At 60.8% G+C, this 18,163-nt stretch carries 12 protein-coding genes and 1 pseudogene; 1 reads left to right on the forward strand and 12 read right to left on the reverse strand.

Going from position 1 to position 18,163, the window contains the following annotated elements; all coding sequences use genetic code 11:
- Positions 1-8: 8 nt before the first annotated feature.
- From IB243_RS03990 to IB243_RS04045, 12 genes are all read right to left on the reverse strand, one after another.
- A complete protein-coding gene (locus tag IB243_RS03990) occupies positions 9-1,622 on the reverse strand; it encodes a methyl-accepting chemotaxis protein (protein ID WP_192425113.1) in 1,614 nt (537 codons plus the stop codon).
- 25 nt (positions 1,623-1,647) lie between these two features.
- The gene (locus IB243_RS03995; protein WP_192425114.1) at positions 1,648-3,873 is read right to left on the reverse strand and encodes a chemotaxis protein CheA; all 2,226 of its coding nucleotides are present in this window, start codon (positions 3,871-3,873) and stop codon (positions 1,648-1,650) included.
- Positions 3,864-4,214 carry a lipid asymmetry maintenance protein MlaB gene (locus IB243_RS04000; protein ID WP_192425116.1) on the reverse strand — a complete coding sequence of 117 codons (351 nt, stop codon included), beginning with the start codon at positions 4,212-4,214 and terminating at the stop codon, positions 3,864-3,866. Before IB243_RS04000 ends, IB243_RS03995 begins: the two co-directional genes overlap by 10 nt.
- An 11-nt stretch (positions 4,215-4,225) precedes the next feature.
- Complete coding sequence (locus IB243_RS04005) at positions 4,226-4,594, reverse strand: response regulator (protein WP_192425118.1); 369 nt, start codon at positions 4,592-4,594, stop codon at positions 4,226-4,228.
- Between the two features lie 462 nt (positions 4,595-5,056).
- A complete protein-coding gene (locus IB243_RS04010; protein WP_192425120.1) occupies positions 5,057-8,188 on the reverse strand; it encodes a PAS domain-containing protein in 3,132 nt (1,043 codons plus the stop codon).
- Positions 8,189-8,591: 403 nt separating this feature from the next.
- The gene (locus IB243_RS04015; RefSeq protein ID WP_192425122.1) at positions 8,592-8,930 is read right to left on the reverse strand and encodes a helix-turn-helix transcriptional regulator; all 339 of its coding nucleotides are present in this window, start codon (positions 8,928-8,930) and stop codon (positions 8,592-8,594) included.
- Positions 8,931-9,062: 132 nt separating this feature from the next.
- A complete protein-coding gene (locus IB243_RS27265) occupies positions 9,063-9,491 on the reverse strand; it encodes a hypothetical protein (protein ID WP_255509262.1) in 429 nt (142 codons plus the stop codon).
- Positions 9,492-10,416: 925 nt separating this feature from the next.
- The gene (locus IB243_RS04025) at positions 10,417-11,352 is read right to left on the reverse strand and encodes a hypothetical protein (protein WP_192425126.1); all 936 of its coding nucleotides are present in this window, start codon (positions 11,350-11,352) and stop codon (positions 10,417-10,419) included.
- A gap of 389 nt (positions 11,353-11,741) precedes the next feature.
- On the reverse strand, positions 11,742-12,347 hold the full coding sequence (locus IB243_RS04030) for a hypothetical protein (RefSeq protein ID WP_192425128.1): 606 nt from the start codon (positions 12,345-12,347) through the stop codon (positions 11,742-11,744).
- Between the two features lie 2 nt (positions 12,348-12,349).
- Positions 12,350-14,224, reverse strand: coding sequence for a DUF1963 domain-containing protein (locus IB243_RS04035; protein WP_192425130.1), 1,875 nt, complete (start codon positions 14,222-14,224; stop codon positions 12,350-12,352).
- 239 nt (positions 14,225-14,463) lie between these two features.
- Positions 14,464-15,069 (reverse strand): hypothetical protein, encoded by a 606-nt coding sequence (locus IB243_RS04040; RefSeq protein ID WP_225584686.1) that lies wholly within the window; start codon positions 15,067-15,069, stop codon positions 14,464-14,466.
- Between the two features lie 304 nt (positions 15,070-15,373).
- The gene (locus tag IB243_RS04045) at positions 15,374-17,458 is read right to left on the reverse strand and encodes a carbohydrate-binding domain-containing protein (RefSeq protein ID WP_192425134.1); all 2,085 of its coding nucleotides are present in this window, start codon (positions 17,456-17,458) and stop codon (positions 15,374-15,376) included.
- Positions 17,459-17,622: 164 nt separating this feature from the next.
- Between IB243_RS04045 and IB243_RS27065 the strand changes: the two are divergent.
- Positions 17,623-17,823: pseudogene (locus IB243_RS27065) on the forward strand (integrase); the annotation flags it as partial.
- Between the last annotated feature and the right edge of the window lie 340 nt (positions 17,824-18,163).

Raw genomic sequence — 18,163 nt, forward strand, 5'->3', positions numbered from 1 at the left:
CAGGCCTCTCAGAAGCGTACGAAATCGCCGCTTGCGCCGACCGCCGCCACCGAGCTCTTCAGCGCCGGGACGGCCAGACGCACGGGCTTGGCCGATGCAGGCTTGCTGCGCTCCGAGGCCGAACCGTCAAGGACGAAGAACTGCATCAGGGACTGCAACTGCTCGGCCTGGCCACTCATTTCTTCCGCAGTCGCCGCGAGTTCTTCGGACGCCGAAGCGTTTTGCTGCGTGGCTTGGCTGAGCTGGTCCATCGCACTGTTGATCTGGCCCAGGCCACTGGATTGCTCCTGCGAGGCGGCGGCGATCTCCTGCACCAGCTCCGATGTGCGCCGGATGCTGGGGACCATTTCGGACAGCAGCGTACCTGCGGTCTCGGCCTTTTCGACACTGCCCGAGGCCAGCTCGCTGATTTCCAGCGCGGCCACTTGGCTGCGTTCGGCCAGCTTGCGTACCTCGGCTGCCACCACCGCGAAGCCCTTGCCGTGCTCTCCTGCCCGTGCCGCTTCGATGGCCGCATTGAGCGCCAGCAGGTTGGTCTGGTAGGCGATGTCGTCGATGATGCCGATCTTTCCGGCTATGCTCTTCATTGCTGCCACGGTCTGCTTGACGGCTTCGCCACCTTCCGTCGCGTCCCCAGCCGCTTTCGCGGCGGTGCCGTCGGTGACCTTGGCGTTTTCGGTGTTCTGCGAAATGGAGGCGCTCATCTGCTCGATGGATGCGGAAGTTTCCTCCACGCTCGCAGCCTGCTCGCTGGCGCCCTGGCTCAGGGTCTGCGCGGTGGCACTGACCTCCTCGGACGCAGAGCTCAGGGAATCGGCAGCGCTGCGCACGTCCCCGATGATCTGCGTCAGCTTGGCAACCATCGTCTGCATGGCAGCCAGCAACATGCCGGTCTCGTCGCGCGACTTCACCTCAATGGCCACGGTCAGGTCGCCTGCCGCGAGCCGCTCCGCGGCAGCCACAGCCTGCGCCACTGGCCGCGTAATGCTGCGCGTGATCAGGAAGGCCCCGACAATGCCCATCAGGGCGGCGCCCGCCGCCAGCGCAATCATCAGGCTACGTGCCGCGTCGTACTCCTGGTCGGCGTCTTTGGCCGCCTTGGACATGGTTTGCACCATGAATTCGCTCATGCTTTCAAGGGCCTTGAAGTAAGCAGCCTGGTCCAAGGCGAAATCACCGTAGAGAATCTTGATCGCCTCTTCGTTCTGGTTCTTCAGCGCCAAATCCATCACACGACCCAGCGATACTCCATACCGCGCCCGCGCATCCGTCGTGACCTTGAGCAGGTCGCGGCCCTTTTCCTGGGTCATACCCTTGTCCATCTTGTCGAGCAGGTCCGCGATCTTTTTGCGGCTGTCGACGATCTGCTCCTTGATCCTCGTCATGCTGGCCTCATCGGTGGTGATGATCAGGTCGCGCAGGAGCCGGGCTACCTCGTCCGTGCGATTGCCAACCAGGGTCACCATCTCGACCTTGGCGTACCGATCTTCCACCACCACCGTCAACGCCTGGTTGAGATTACCCAGCCGGCTGATGCCGATGAACGCGACCATGCCCAGAAGCACCAATACCAGTGCAAAGCCAATACCAAGACGCGTGCCTATCTTCAGATTTTTTCCCATGCTTGCTGCTCCTTGATTCACTTGATTAATGGGTCACTTCCGACGGGCGCCAGGCACCCCCACCCTTTGCTTGCGCCGCCTGGTCCAGCAGTGCCGGGACGTCGAGCATCAACGCGACTTCGCCGGACCCCAGGATCGTGGAGCCCGCCAATCCATGCACATGGGAAAACAGTTGGCCCATGGGTTTGAGGACGGCCTGGAATTCACCCCGTAGCACGTCTACGACCAGGCCGGCCTTGCGCGCTCCCATGTGGACCACGACGATGTTCTGCCGGCGGCTTGGAGTTCCCGGCACTCCAAAGTGCTGGCGCAGGCGCAACAGCGGCAGGACCTCGCCACGCAGGTCCACATAGTCACGGTCGGTATCCGCCGTGGTGTGTTGGATCTCGACGCATTCGAGCACTGCGTCCAGGGGAACCACAAAATGGGTATCGCCCACGGCCATCAGGAACCCGTCGATGATGGCCATCGTCAGTGGCAACCGTATGCGGAAGGTAGCCCCCTGCCCTGCCCGGCTCTCGATCTCGATCGAGCCGCGCAACGCATCGATACCGCGCTTGACAACGTCCATGCCGACGCCGCGGCCCGAAAGGTTGCTTACCTGCTCGGCGGTGGAAAATCCTGGCTCGAAGACCAAGTTCCACACTGCCCCATCACCAAGCTCCCGGTCGGCAGGCACCAGGCCCCGCGCGACTGCCTTGGCCAGGATCCGCTCGCGGTCCAGGCCACCACCGTCGTCGGCCACTTCAATGACCACGCTGCCTCCTTCGTGGTAGGCCTTCAGCGCCACGGTGGCGTTTGCCGGCTTGCCACGCGCGGTCCGTACGTCCGCGGCCTCAATGCCATGGTCCATTGCGTTGCGCAGAAGATGGGTCAGCGGGTCGCCGATGCGCTCGACCACCGATTTGTCGAGCTCCGTGTCGGCACCGCTGATGGTCAGGGTGATGTCCTTGCCCAGCTCCTTGGACACGTCGCGCACGACACGACGGAAGCGGCTGAATGTTTCACCGATTTCGACCATGCGCAGCCGCATCGCTCCATCCCGCACGTCTTCGACCAGACGCGACATCAACGACATGGCTTCCAGCAGCGCGGCGTCCTTGCTGCGCTGTGCGAGCAATCCGGCGCCGGCACCCGCGATGACGAGCTCGCCGACCTGGTTGATCAGGCTGTCGAGCTTGTTGGCATGCACGCGGATGAACATCGCCTCTTGCGACTGGCGTGCACGAACCTCGTTTTGCCGGTTCAGCGCCGCATCGACGACCTCCGGCCGCACGACTTGCTCGTCGATCAGTATCTGGCCCAGCGGGGCGCGCAAGCGCGTGTGCTGCTCTTGGCCTTGCAGCGCTTCTTGCACTTCGCGCTGCGTTACCGCGCCGCTGGAGACGAGCAACTCTCCGAGCCGCACCTTGTCTTCGGGCAGTTCCTGGATCAGGCGGATGTAGTCGGCCACGCGGCTTCCGGGGGGCAGGATGCGCAGTTGGCAGTCCTCACGCACGAACTCGAACGCGGCCTCGATGGCATCCTTATCGCAATCGCTGCGGAACTGCAGCTCGAAGCCGATGTGGCAGCACTCCGGGTCCAGTTCAGCCAGTGGCGGCAACCCGTCGAGCACAGCGACCACGTGCACGATGCTGCCAAAAGTACCCAGGTAGCGGATGAACGAAGCCGGGTCCATGCCATGGCGCAGAACCTCGGTGTCGAAACGCAAGGAGATGTGCCAGCAGTCACTGCCAAGCGGCTTGCCAGTTGCCCCATCCGCATTGCCCACACCATCTGCGCTACTTGCGCCGTGGCTCTGCGGCTGCCCGACAGCGGCCGGCGCGGAGCTGGTCTGCGCACCCCCGTCCGCATGGGCGCCATGCAACCGTTGCAGGCGCGCAATCAACAGGTCACCATGCTGGAGCGCATTCGCGGCGAGTTCTTCGCAGCTCTCCACGGCGTGCAGAAGCTGCTCCATGTGATCCTTGCACAACAGCAGCAGGCCGCACAGCTGCTCGTCCACGGGCAGGCGGCCGGCGCGTGCCAGATCAAGCACGCTTTCGGCTTCATGCGTGAAAGCAACAATTCCATTCAATCCGAATAGCCCGGCCGAACCCTTGATGGTGTGGGCGGCGCGAAACACTGCGTTCAGTGCGTCGGCGTCATCGACCGTCGTCTCCAGGCGCAGGAGTGCATCCTCCATGTCATGCAAGAGCGTGCGAGCTTCTGCAAAAAAGGTTTGCAGGGCGTCTTTCAGGTTCAGACCCATGTTTCACTCCCCTCATGCGCAGGGGGCTCGGCCGCAAGAACCAGGGAATCGCCGAACCAGGCACCCAGATCGTAGAGTTCGATCAGGCCGCGCACTGCGGCGCTCGGACCGCTTAAACGCAACCGCTTTCCCGCATCCGTGGCCTCGCGCGCGGCGGCGGCGAGCAATTGCACGCCGCTGGTATCGATTTCGATCACGTCCTGCAGGTCCAGTACCAGTTCGGGGGCATCGACCAGGGCATCCACCAGCGCTTCTTTCACGGCCATCGCGCTGTAGATGGTCAGCTCCCCCTGCAGGCGCAGGCATTGCGCATCGCCATCTCGTTCGGAAGTGATGTCCATGGCTGCACCCATCAGGGCAATACCAGCTTGGCGACCGCCCCCAGAAGCTGCTCTGGCTGAAAAGGCTTGACCACCCAGGCCTTCGCACCGGCGATCCGTCCCTCCTGCTTCTTGGCTTCGCCCGCCTCGGTGGTGAGCATGATCACCGGCGTGAACTTATAGGCCGGATTGGCCTTCATCTGCGTGAGAAAGCCGATGCCGTCCAGGCGCGGCATATTCACGTCGCTGATCACCAGATGCAGCTTGCGCCCGTCCAGCTTGGCCAGCGCGTTCATGCCGTCAATGGCCTCGATCACGTCGTATCCGGCCTGTTTGAGCGCGATGGACACGACCTGCCGCACGCTGGCGGAGTCGTCCACGATCAGGATGGTCTTGGCCATCGGTACTCCTTTTGTCTGCTGTGTTTGATGCACCCCGTAACATCTCTCAGTTGCTAGATTCGGGAAATCGGCGACAACTTCAAATGCCTTCAGGCTTGACTGATTCGCCGTGTCAGGTTTTACCTACCACATCCGATACCGGCTGCAGGAGAATGAGGGGACCAAATTCCTGCAGCCACGACCCCTGTAGATATGGTTGGCACGGAAACGGGGATGCATTGCGGAGGGCACGGGCAAGGTCGCACAAGACTGTGCCCATTGGGAGAAGCTGCCCGCTGCTGCCGGGAGAGCAAGCCCAGCGCAGCCCTTGGGCTGCCGCCTGCCACATGCGCGGCGGCACGCAAGGGTTGGTCCCCTGCGCAGCAGCAGGAAGCATCGTCGGCAAAGCCCGACAAACGGGTCCCGCCGCCCCCCCCTCCGGGGTGTAAGGGCCCTTTGGGCTTCCGCTGGCCAGCGCCCCGCTCAAGGCATGGATTGTTTGGGCAGCCTGCGGGGGATGTGGATTTCGACGCTGGTGCCCATTCCTGAGGCACTGACGAAGCGGGCCTCCCCATGCAGCATCAAAGCTCGTTCGCGGATGCCCACGAGGCCAAAGGAACGGGACCGGACGCTTTCGGGATCGAATCCCACGCCATCATCGCGGATCGACAGGCGATAGCGATCCTCGGTGGCTTCGATGGCAACCTCAACCGCCCGCGCCTGCGCATGGCGGGCGATGTTGGTGAGGGATTCCTGGACGATGCGGAATACTGCGATCGATTGGTCTTCACTGAAATCCAGGTCCTCTTCGCGCGCAAGCAGTTCGCAAACCAGACCGGTGCGCATGCGAAAGTCGGCGGTGAGCCATTCCAGCGCCGCCGTGATCCCCATGTCAAGACTAGCAGGGCGAAGGGCGGATGCGATGCTGCGCACGACCTGGATGGTGTGGTCAGTGATGTCTTTCAGGTTCTGGCAGCGCTCCGCAAGAACCGGGTTGTCCCTGCCAAACTGAAGCTTGAGTGTGGAGATGTCCAGCCGCTGGGCCGTGAGCATCTGACCCAGCTCGTCATGGATCTCGCGGGCGATGCGCTTGCGCTCTTCCTCGCGCGCGGTATCGCCTCGCACCGCCAGCTCACGCAGCATGTCGCGCGATTCCTCGATCAGGGCTTCCTTTCTCTTGTGTTCAGTGATGTCCCGCCCGATCGCGAGCGCGCCCACGATCTGCCCCTCGCTGTCGCGCTCGGCCACCAGGCGCACGCTGTAGGTATTGCCCTGGTTTACTCCTTTGCGGGTCGTCACTTCGATGGCTTCGGGCTCACCGGTGGCCAGGACGCGGCGCAGTTTGTCCTCGTATTCAACGGCCCCCCGGCAGTTTCCGGAGAACGATTCAGAAGGCGTCGCCCCCACCAGCCGGACCACGGCATCGGTACCCAGCAGCTTTGCCATGGCACCGTTCACGTAGGTTCTGCGGCACCGGGTGTCGTAGCGGACCACGTTGTCAGGCGTGTTTTCCGCAAGTGTCCTGAATTCCCGTTCGCTGGCCGCCAACGCCGACTCCATCTGGATACGCTCGATGACACCGGCAGCCAGATGGCTAGCCTCGCGCGCCAGTTCTCGGTCCACACCGCTGTGGCCTCCCCCCTGGCTTGCGCCAATGGCCAGGAGCCCCAACTGGGCGCCCCCGGCGCCCGTGATGGGTTCGGACCAAAGCGCATGGTGCACCGTGGATACGCGACCAGCGTACAGGTGCTGGCCGTCACCATCGAGCAGCACGATGCTGCACGCCAGCTCAGGCCTCTCCCGCTCCACATACTGCGCGACATGGACGAGAACCACGTCGAGGCCAGCCCCCTGCGCGAGCAACTCAAAAATCTCCAGGCGAACTTTCTCGCGCGCTTCGAACCGCTTGCGCTCGGTGATATCCCGCGACAGAACGATAAAGCGAGGCGCCTGATCCGGTCCTACTGATTTCCTTGCGACCGAAAGTTCAAACCAAGCCTTGCCATGAGGCAGCTTCAGGCTCAATTGCCGGCCGGTTGAAATCCCCGCTTCATGAGCCTCCTGCAGGGCCGCAAGGCACACCTGGGCGGCGCGCGGGGGCAAGACATCGGCCACTGTCCTACCCAGAAGTTCGGCGGCAGGCGTTGCGAGCAGGTCCGTGCGCGGGGAATGGTAGTCGTAGTAGCGGCCGTCTACCCCCAGCTCGAACAGGAGATCCGGCATGGCATCCAAAGTCGCCTTCAGCTTGCTGGTGGATCGTTGAAGCTCCCCGTTGAGTGCGTGCAGCGTGCGGTGGGACTGCAACTGGCGATATAGAAAATAGGCGGCCATCACGAGCAAGGTCGCGCTAGCGGCAAGGATGGTCCAAAGCCAACGGTGTTCCAGTTCGTGCTGCTGCGCATCGCGGGTCAACTCGTCGATTTGCCGTCTCTTACCTTCGGATTCATAGCGCGCGGCCAATTCCAGCATGCGCTCGCTCAGTTTCTTCTGCTCCGCCGCAGTGGTGATGGAGGCCGCTTCCAGCAACAGCTCGTAAGCCCTCTTGTGCTCGCCCCGCGCTGCAGCGACTGAAGCCCGGCGCTTGGCACTTTCACTCAGGTACAGGGGCAGTCCGATGTTTTTTGCCAGCGCCTGGGCAGCCTCGGCGTCAGTGGTCGCAGCGGAAATGCGGCCCAGGGAGAGAAGGTCGCTGCTGCGAAGATGGAGCATCCACCACATGCCCAGTGGATTGGGATAGCGCCGGTAGGTGGACTCAACTTCATTGAGTTGCGCCACGGATTGCACCAAGTCTCCCTGCTTGCGCAAGACGTTGGCGAGTCCGAAGAGACCGAGATTGAGATTGAATGGCGCGCCTGTGGAGCGAAACAACGCGATGGCTTGCCTGACCGAGGGTTCTGCAGCGGAGTGGTTTCCCAGGTTGGAGTTCGTCGTTGCGATGCCGAGCAGGGCATAGGCCTCAAGCTGCCGGGATTGCGCCTTGCGTGCCTGCTCCAGCATTCGAGAAAAGTGATCCAAGGCCTCCGTATTGTTTCCGCTCAGTTCGTACGAAATGGCCAGCCCCTGGTGTGCATAAGCCAAGGGGAGAGGTTCTTCCTTTCGCTGAGCGATCTCCATGGCTTGCGTGGCGATCGCCACCGATGCATCGAACTGCCCGTTGCGGCGATACATGGTGGATGCACGCAACATGGCCTCACCCACTAGGTCTGGCCGATCAGTACCCTCGAGGATCGTCAGGGCGTTCGACGTTGCGACCTCCATCGCTTCCAGACGCCCCTGATTGACGGCAATCAGGGCGATATTGAGATAGGCCTGCGCTTGCCCTGTAGGGTCGCTATGCTGTTTGGCCAGCACAAGTGCCTCATTGGCGTGCTGGCTGGCGTTTTCGAGAAGTGCGAGATACAACTCGCAGCGCGACAGCAGATTGAAAACCTGAGCACGGTCCAGCGGTAGCGCGCCGTCAGGGATTTCTGCCTGCAGCCGCTGCGCCTCAAGGTAAGCGCGCGTTGCGTCGTTCTCAGCAAGGGCACGGATTTTGTCAGTTTCGAGCCGCCATTGCATCAACTGATCAGCCGTCCGGGCAAAGCCTGCCATGGCGACGAGCAGTGTGATCGCCATCACCGCACTCCTGGCCATTTTGAGAATGCTCGAGTGGTTCGGTCGGAAGCTGCAATCAGAAGCTTGCGTGGGCAGAGACTCCAATCTGCACATCATTGATCCAAGTGCTCGGCGGCCTCGATTCCACGTCATAGTTGGAGTGTTATGGTGCGCGGTGCCCGCATCGGCTACCGGGTTGTCAATCTCCTCACCCCGCACGATGGCAAGGTCATAGACTTGCTTCACGATCTCACGGATAGGCACCGCAGTGCTCCCCGGCGTACAAAGTACGCAAGTCATCGTCGGTGATTTCGTTGAGCTGCCGGTTCTGAGAGGCCGGTTGGATGTACCAATCCACGATGCTTCTGCGGATAGCGCGCCATGCTATCTATCTCCGTCCCTAGCGGCCCAGTGCTGGAGAAGCTCAGCGCACCACCTGAAACGCGGCACGCGCCGCCGAGTCCCGCTCCAGCTGGCGTGCAATATTGCCACAGACCAGATCACACAAGGCATAGACCGACTCATCGGTCAGCCGGTAGTACACGCTGGTCCCCCTCCCCTCGCGGGCCACAAGGCCGTGTTTGGTCATCAACGACAGATGCCTGGAGACATTGGCCGCCGTGTAGCCACATTGCTGCGCCAGGTCTCCCACGTTTTTCTCTCCATCCCGCAGCAAATTGAGGATGCGCAGCCGCGTGGGTTCGGCGAGAACCTGGAAGTAGGCAGCAACCTGCTCAAGGGCTTCGGGGGGCATCTCTTTCATCGCGGGATCTCCGTGCATTGGGAGCAAATGATACATTTTTGACAAATTAGCTGATTAGTTAAGCAATCAATCTAACAAAGATTCCCTGGAGCCGCCATGACGTCCCTGACCCTGTTGACCGCAGCGCTTTCCCTAGCCGTGTCCGGCGCGTGGGCGGCCAGCAACACCGCAGCGCAGCCGGTCCCCACCTTTACCGTCAAGCCTGCCGTTCAGGTCGTACGTGAGGATGTGGCCCTGGTCGGCCGTGAGGTTGGCCTGGTCTTGCGCGTTGCCGTTGACTGCCCCGTCCACCAGGATCTGGCGGTTCATGCTGTCGTAGGCAAACCATTGCGTTTGGGTGCTGCGCGTGCCTTCCTCTGTGGTGATCTGGTTGCGCAGTTCCTTGAAGGGCTTCCAGCCGTACACGGGTTCTTCGCGGGTGATGACCTGGCCGGTGGCGGGGTCGATCTTGGGTTTGCCCGTGGCCGGGTCGAGCACGGGCACGGTCTGGGTGCCGATCTGGGTCCAGGCCTTGCCTACTTCGGTCAGCTGCAACCCTTCGGTGGTGCTGGGTAGGGGCACGCCGCTTTGCACTTGCTGCCTGAGCACGTTGCCGCCCCAGCAGGTCATAGATCTGGAACTGCCAGATGCCCCCCGCGTCGCTGTCCTGGCCGCGCGATGCGTAGCTGTGAACCAGGCGACCGGCGTTGTCGTAGGCATATTTTTCGCGTTCGGCATAGCCGTTGGTGCCCTTGGAGATGACCTCCCCGAAGGCGTTGTACTCCAGGTCTTGCACTACCATCCCTGCGCCCTGCTGCACCGCCAGGGCAGCATTCGCAGTAGAGAGGGCACTGGAGCTGGCCGGGCTGATGACGTGGGTCCTGCGTCCCAGCGCATCGTATTGGTACGCTGTGAACAGGATTTGGGTGCCGCTTTCTTCGCTTCCAACGCTTTGCCAGGCCCTGCCCAGCAGGCCGCGTGTATCGTAGGAGCGGAACTCGTTCACGGAGTCTGCCCGTGCGACCTGGATGGCACGGCCATGGCTGTCGTACATCGTCAGCGTCACTCGGCCCTCTTGATTGAGCGCAATCACATTGCCAACGGCATCACGCACGAAATTGACCGATGCGGCCTGGGCGCCGGACGTGGACGTGACACGGCCCAGCGCGTCGTAGGTTGTTGGTGCCGATGCAATCTTGACCAGCTGGGGATGCGGACAAAACTTGGCCTATCAAGAGGTAGTCATGTCTTCCTGCGAAGACAGAATTCGAGCCGTTGAGCGCCAAATCAAGCTCGGCAAACGCATCAGGCGACCCATCCTTCAACTGCTCGTACTTCTACCATCGATCCCGCGTAGGGGTAGCGTACAAGTACCTGGCAGTTCGGCAAACTACCACCGACTACCGCCCCGCCATACACATAGATAGGTGTAGTGAGCGTCCATGAGGAAATGACCGACGCAAGGCGGGCTGAGGTGACGGTTGGTGCATGGGGCAGAGGGAAGGGATCACGCGATGCGTTCCCACTCGTGGCCATCGAACTGCAGAATGTCGTCTGTGCCGACCGTCCAAAGGATGCCGTGGCGGGCGTCAAGAAGGCCGAAAGTGACGGGGGCGTCGTCGTCGAACAGGACGGGCTTGAGCGTGTCGCCGTCCCATGTGAAGAGGCCAGCGTACGAGGAAACCCAGAGGCGATCACCGAACCATGCAAGGTCCCAGTAGTCGACGCCGCCGGCATCGGCGGCGATCAAGGTCCATTGACCGTCCCGCCCCTTGAGGAGCGTGCCGGCTAGGCCGCAGGCGTAGACGAATCCGTCCGGTGCGCAATAGACGCGGTTGAGGATGCGATTGGTGGGGCTGTTTTCCTGGTGCCAGTCCCGGCCATCGAAATGCCAGATCTCGCCGTGCCAACCCACGGCGTACAGATCGTCGGGCCCGAAGCCGTGGATGGATTCAAAGACAAGGACGACGTCGGGGCCCGGGCGCGAGGGCATGTCGCCGTGGATGGGCGTCCATTGGTCCGTGCCATCACGACGGAAGACCTTGCGGTCCACTGCGCAGGCGTAGGCGACGCCGGCGATAGAACGCACTTCGCGGAACCGCAGGTCTTCGGGGACGATCCGGCTCTCGAAGTCATCTTTTGTGCCAAACACGCGTACCTGACCGTACTCGCCCAGTGCCACCATCTGTGGGTGGGGGAAATCGGCTGCGCAAACAGACACGCAGTTCCATCGCACAGGATCTCCGATCAGGCCGAACTTTTCATCTTCAAACTCTTCATCCTCATCTTCAGCATCGTGGCCGTAAAACTCGGTGTAAGGGAGGCCCTTGGCTTGGATTTCGGGTGAAAACGCACCGACATAGATCAGATTTTTCTCGCGGATGGCCGCAAACGAAAACTTGACGCCAAAGTCGAGTGGCGTTTTGGGGGGACGATTCGCCATGGTCTCCTTTACTGAATTCTCTGTCGCATGCGCGCCGGTTGTTCGGCTCAGGCACTTTCTGCGCCATGTCGACCGGATCGTTGACCAAGCCGAACTGCCCGCATGTATCTCTGGATGGAAATCAACACCTACGGCCTGCGCCATAGGTTGAACGCAAACTTGCCCAGGAAAGCGCCGATAGCCAGAAGAAGAATGCAGGGAGCGAAGATCCCGCCCCCATCGGCCTCCACACCGCCGGCCGTGTATCCCGGCATTCCCGCGGAAGACGGCGCGTACTCAGCTCCAAAGTAGAACTTTGCAGTAACGATCAGTAGCCAGAAGGCAATACCGAAACACCCGAGAGCGCTGGCTCCGATCAACAAGGCCATCACACGCACGAAATCTTCTCCTCAAGAAACCCACCAATCCTGCACCAAAAATGGCCTGCTCTGCCCCGGTACGTACACCATGATGTGCCCTCGTCCACACAGTGGGCCGCAGCGAGTACCCAGGTAGCGGATGGTCACTGCGGTCACAGGAGCCTTCGAACCGTCCAAGAGAACCGCGGAGGAGCCACTTTCCAGAGCGACCAAAACCATTGCCGTCGCCTCGCCATCCAAGACCCCGTTGACTTGCCTACAGCCGTTCTCGCCCTTGACGGTGGCAGCAGCCGACAGCAGTGCGGATGCCCGCCGACTTTCGATCAGTGCCAGCCGTTCGGCCTCCGTCGTCCATGGGAAAGGCTGGAAGGCTGCTTTCCTGGCCAGCTCCTGCCGATCGAGAAGCACTGTGACGCCGCTTAACGTGATCGAAAGACAATCCGTAGGTGGCTTGGGACGCTGGACGACCGTGCGGATCTCATCCACGTCAATGCCGGAGGCGGGACGATTGACTGGCACTGCAAGGATGAGTGTGGAAGCAAGCATTGGCACCATGGCAAACAGTGTTCTGCGACACAACGATTCGAAAGACACCTTGTTCTTGTACGTGGACCGCATGGCTGTCAGGTTGTGCACCGTCAGGAACTTTCCAGCGAAGTACGGACCCGGGAGAAGTCGCGCAGGGCCAGGTCCTTACGGTGGATAGTAAAGGTGAGCGTGCCGGCATCCCAGAAGCTGAAGCCAGGATGCCTGTCGGAGTACAGCGTCAGCAGATTCACCCATTCTTCGAGCTTCCCACCCTGGGTGTCCATCGCCTGTTCCTCCGGACTCTGCTGCTGGGTGAACACGAAGGCGTTCTGGAGGTGCACGCCGTGCTGCGAATCGTCACTGCCGGCGAGCTCGGTCTCCAGGGCCGTGTAGGCCTCGCACTGATCGTCGTCCCAGACCTCCATCAGGCTGGCGTCGTCACCCGTGTAGCGGTGCGATGCCCCATAGAGGCAAGGCACGGACACCGTGGCATCCACCGTGGCGCGGTAGGCCGCATAGGCCTCGGGCACATTGTCCCCGTCCACAAAACGTGCATCGTGGCCCCACTCATAGGGCTGCAGGGACGCGCGGGGCGATGTGTCGTACATCACCAGGGTCCGGTCGGATCCGTCCTGGCCTTCGGCGAAAAAGTACAGCCACCCGGTGCGCGGCAGCCATGACTGCAAGCCGGCCACGGCCTCGAGGTCGAGCTGGGCATAGAAATGCCAGTGTCGGCCGTTCGTCATGGGATAGTCCACACTGGGCGGCAGATCCGGGGCGCCGCCGAAGCGGGTGCCGCCAAGCACCGGGGGCTCGTCGGGCGTCGTAGTTCGCCAGCGCAGCGCCTGGCGGGCATGGCGGCGCAGCGCGGGCTCATGCTGAAGGAAGCCGTGCCGCGTCAAGGCGGCTTGAAGCAGCGCCAGGTGCGTTGGGCTGCTGCGCGCCAGAAACACTTCACCGTCCATCGCCACGTCGATCTCGGGACGGTAGCGCGTGTCACGGTACAGCGCCCGGTGGCGTGGGTCGATCCGGAGATTCTCGATGCGGCCGATCGAGGCGGGCAAAGACTCGAACGGGTTGCCGCGCAGATCCAGTGTCTTCAGCGCAGGCAGATGGCCGATGCCCTCGGGCAACGAGGTGAGCCGGTTGTATGACAGGTCGAGTTCTTCCAACTGCCCGAGCTGCGCGACCTGTGCGGAGATGCTCTTGAGCGCGCCGCCCGTGAAGCTCAGTTGGCGCAAGCCTCGCAACTGCGCGATGGCATCGGGCAGGTGTAGCACGCTGGTGTTGGTGAGGCGCAGACGGGTCAGTTTCTGCAATGTGCCTATCTCGTCCGGCAGCGTGGTGAAGCGTGCGTGATCCTGGGAGGCGTACTGCATCGAAAGCCATTCCAACTCTGTCCAGCGGAATATTTCCGATGGAAACGTGTCGACCTTCGGCGTATCGCGCCACTCCTGAAACCAGTGAAGGTGGCGCACCTGCTTCGGGGGCACCGCCAGGCCGGCTTCGATGCTCTCGAAGTTGCGTGGCCTCAACCGCACTTCACCGCGGGGGAAGTGCAGAACAAGACGCAGCGCCACACCCTGCGCGTCGCCCTCGTAGTCTTGGCGCAGCACGCCGCTCAGCGCGAGGCGGTCGGGCGCGAGGTCGACTTGCCCGAAAAACCGCAGGCCATGCTTCAGCCCATCTGAGAACAGGCCGAAATCGACGCGCGGCTTCTCGGCCGGATAGGCAAACACACGGTGCGGCTCTTTCGAGCGGTCATCGAAATGAAAGGTGGCGGAGAAGAATCGGGGAGCGATCTTCCCTGCCGCTACCTCAAAGACACCTTCATGGTGGGCGGCGTCAAAAGGCATCGGAACCGCCTTCAAGTCGAACCGCATGCCTCCATCGACAAACTCGACATTCGCATCCGCCGCAAAAGCGAACGACGTGATGCCTATCTGAAAGACATCCGATGCTGGACTGGTGGACGGACGGTTCATGGCCTACATGTGGTCAGTTGAGGTAAAGACAGTGAAGTGATCATCAACGGAGTACAAGTTGTGTAACCCCCGCCAAACGCTAACAATGGAGAGGTCCTCTGCGAGAAGCTCCCGGGTCACTATCGCGACCGTGCCATCTGTACCAAGGGGAAAACAGACAGGTCTTTGTAGGGAGCTAGGGAGACGCTGGCAACCGCTATGGATGGGACCGATCAGCAGTGACAAGCAAAAAGGAAGTCTTAATCTCTTGTTTCACGTGAGAGCAAATTGAGATGAAAGCCAATACGCCAGATCATGGAGATATTGATGGCCGCGAGTGCTAGCGCACTGCCCCAACCCACAATTTCTTTGCCTTGATCAGCCAAAACGACAGGGGTACACCACCCAACGACAAGCATTGCAGCAACAAACTTCAAACCCACGGTGACAGACAATGGGAAGTAGCGCCGAAGAAACTGCTTACCCATTCCACCGCCATTTCTGCGGTAGAGGTACAGCAGCCCCAGCACCGTAATGGCAAATGTGACCCAAGAACCTGCATTCGATGAGGTACTAATGCGGGGCGTTGGTGTTGTAGCGATGAGCGTGAATTGCAGCCAATCGAAGGCCATGATTACCAGGAAGTAGCGAAACATGGCGGCCTCCGACAGCCGCTCCGTACGCAACAATTCGCGGACGAAAGCAGTACTCCAGAGATAGCGATGGTCTAGCGACATCAAATCCTCTCTTGCAGAAAATTCATACGAAACGTCAAACGCAATACTTGATGTCAGCGGCACTGCTTGCTGGTGAAACCAGCCGGAAGGCATTGTCCGAATAGAAAAGGAGCTTTCTTCACTTGGCAACCGTTTCGAGCATGAGAGCAGAACTCAATGCTTCGCTCATGTCCTGGTCGAGTGTCTTGACTCCCTTGATCACGAACGTGCCCCCATTTCTCCATAAGGTTTGTGCAGTTGCCAGAGACTCTGATGTCGTGGCGTTGAGGACACTGACATCAACAAGCACCTCGGTGCCACCTTCCACAATGGCAGGTAGTCCGACACGGAGTCTCGGGCCTGGCTCGCGCACGGCGATGAGCAGAACTCGTTCAGGTTTTGGGTTGACGTTTGACGCCAAGCACCTCGAACAAGAGCTTCCGGTGCCGCAAAGTCATTTCACTTGAACCACAAATTCTTTCTCAGCCTCCGATCCGTTGGCCTTGCACACCAGATAGATGGTCCGGGCAGCCGTGGGGCTGTCCAGGTACACCGTGGCGTTGTGTGTCAAACCACCCGCGGCGGAGGCAAGAAAGTCATAAAGGTACGCAAAGGGCTGACCTTGCGTCCATGAGGACCCGCACTTGGCTGGAGCGCTGGTGGTTGCCTGGAAAGTGACGAGATAGTTGTCTCGCTTGACGGCGCCCACCGCAATGGAAAGCGTGGTTGGCGTGGTGGGCGTGGTGGGCGTGGTGGGCGTCGTTGGCGTCACAATCTCCTTCAGCGCGTTGGCCGGGATTTCGATGGTGTAGGTATCTACATCCGTCGGGCTGTTGACGTGCCAGTTGGAGTTGAAAGCAATGCGGGTGAAGTCACGGTTAACACTGGAGGTCGGCGCCGTATCCAAGTCCCAATAGACCGTCCGATGAAATGCAAGGTTGTACACCGTGGGTGCCGCCTTGAGCTGGACGGCCATGACCTTGTTCTGCATCCACTGCTTGCCTGCGCCATCGTTTGTGGTGGCCTGCGTGGTCATCGCTATCCAGCCGGGCTTATTGAAGGCCTTGCCAGAAAAATGCACGGCGGTTCGGATGCCGGACATGAGCTGCGTGCGCTCTCCGGAGTCCAATCGCTTCATGTAGACGTCTGTGTATTCTTTGGAATCTACGTAGACATACACATCTTTTCCACTGGCATCGATGGCCAGATCGGAGTGTTCAGATTTTTCGGCCAACCGTCTTTTCTGCGTGAAGTCCCGAGAGAAGGCCGTTGTGCCAATCGATCCGTTGCTTGATACCACGCAATACTCACCACTCGGGCTCATGCTGACATGGTCTGGCAGCTCGCCATTCAGATCCATCGAGCCCAAGATCTTATTCGTGTCACGGTCCCAGGTGAACACACCGACGGCCCCCCAGTTTCCGCCAACACTGTTCACCGAATCACGCACCATGTAGCACCAATACCGGCCATCCTTCGACGGCGAACCCTCAGCGCCCGTATTGGCATGTGTGGGCGTGGCCTTGGGAAACCGCTCTTTGAGGCGCTCCTTGAAGTCCCCCACCACCCGGGTCTCGCCGGTCAACACATTCATCACCTTCTGCTGCAACTCCACTCCCCGACTTGGCATCAGGTAGATCAAGTTCTTATCCGTGGGATGCCACTGAAGCTCAGGATCCTCGCCGAAGCTTGGAAACTTCTTCACCAAAGCATGCGTGTTGGCGTCGTACAGGTAGAAGAAACCTTCCTTATCAAGCACCAGTTGCAGCGTGTTGTCGGCGTTGTACATCTGCCGACGCGAGTACTCGGTGCGGCCATAGACATGCAATCCGTCAGCAGTGTGGTCCGTGGCACGCGTCACGCAGGTCTTGTAGTTCGGCTCTGAGAATGCAACTCCCCTGGCGGGTTTGGCCACGGCTGCAGGGGTTACCACGGTTCGATCCGTATTCAAGGAAAATCCGGAGTTGGCTGCATAGAACTTCTCACATGCCGGGCTCAAACCCGAAGCACTACCCGCTCCGACAGCAAAGCGCAGAGCAGCATTCCACAACAAAGAGCGCTGGCCTGGAAGAACGTCGAGTCCGTCAAAGGCCTTGGCTCCCGTCCCCCGATCCAGAGTAACTCCCGGCGCTGTGGCCGCTATCGTGGTGCCGTTGACGGTGATGGACTCAACAAAGAGGTTTCGATCCTCGCCGTTGACTGTTCCGTCGTTGGTAAAGACCACATCGATCTTGTCCCCGTTGGCAATGGAGGGAACAGTGAAACCGTAGTCTTTGTAGGCTGTTTCACGAACCTCGGTGTCTGCCACCAGCACACCGTTGACGCGAATCTCCATCAGAGCACCGGCATTTCCGGCCAGACTGGCGCGGGCCCGCACAACGAGATTGGCCGCCTCCGCTTTCAGCGAGACCGTGGACAGGGACTGCTGCGCGTACTCGCCGCTGCCCGCCACCCCGGTTTCTCCACCTCCGCCACAACCAGCAAGCGCCAACGCGGCAACGCCGCAAGTCACCGCATAAGTCACCAGTCTCGTACCCATGGATTCACCCTCTCGATTGTTGAAGACATTCGTAGCCAGCGCTGCACCTGCACAGCAATGACTCCTCATCAAAGGCGCAAAGACGGACCCCAAGGGCTCATGTCGTTTCAAATAGAAACACAATCGTTCGCCGAGGCTACTGGTGGTAAAGAGTCAAGACACAGATTGTTCGGGAGCGAGTAAAACTTGCCGGGCTGCCGGACGTGTGTTCTGCGCATTCACTGCGGTCAGGGTTCGTAACCGAAGCCGCGGTGCAGAAGGTTCCGCTGGCCGACACCATGGCGATGACAGGACACAGGAGTGTTGCGAGCGTTGTGGGTTACTACCGCCCTTCCAATGACAACCCAGCTGCGGAGCTGCTTTGACGAGTGGTGTCGGCGGCTCCTTTTGCAACTGCTTGGCAGCGGTTGCCGACAGTCGCGGACGAGGCTCCTGTGGCAGCTATGGGGCCAAAAGCGGACGCCTATGCCGACAGCCCTCTGACGACTCAGGGGCCGAAAGCTCCGTTGATCGTATGCATCGCAAAGGTGAAGAAGCCGGCCTCAGGGCCTGCCAGCCCGGCCACCATAGTCACCTTGCATGCGCAGCCCAGCTACGATTTCGGCAGGTACGCCGCCCGCCGTCGTAGCGCGACTGAGAGCCTCTGCGCAAAATACTCTGCATGATGTCAAGGGTGAAATAAGCAAGGCGTAGGCTTGGAACCAG

This window comes from Acidovorax sp. ACV01, assembly GCF_014851495.1.
GTDB classification, from domain to species: Bacteria; Pseudomonadota; Gammaproteobacteria; order Burkholderiales; family Burkholderiaceae_C; genus Acidovorax; species Acidovorax radicis.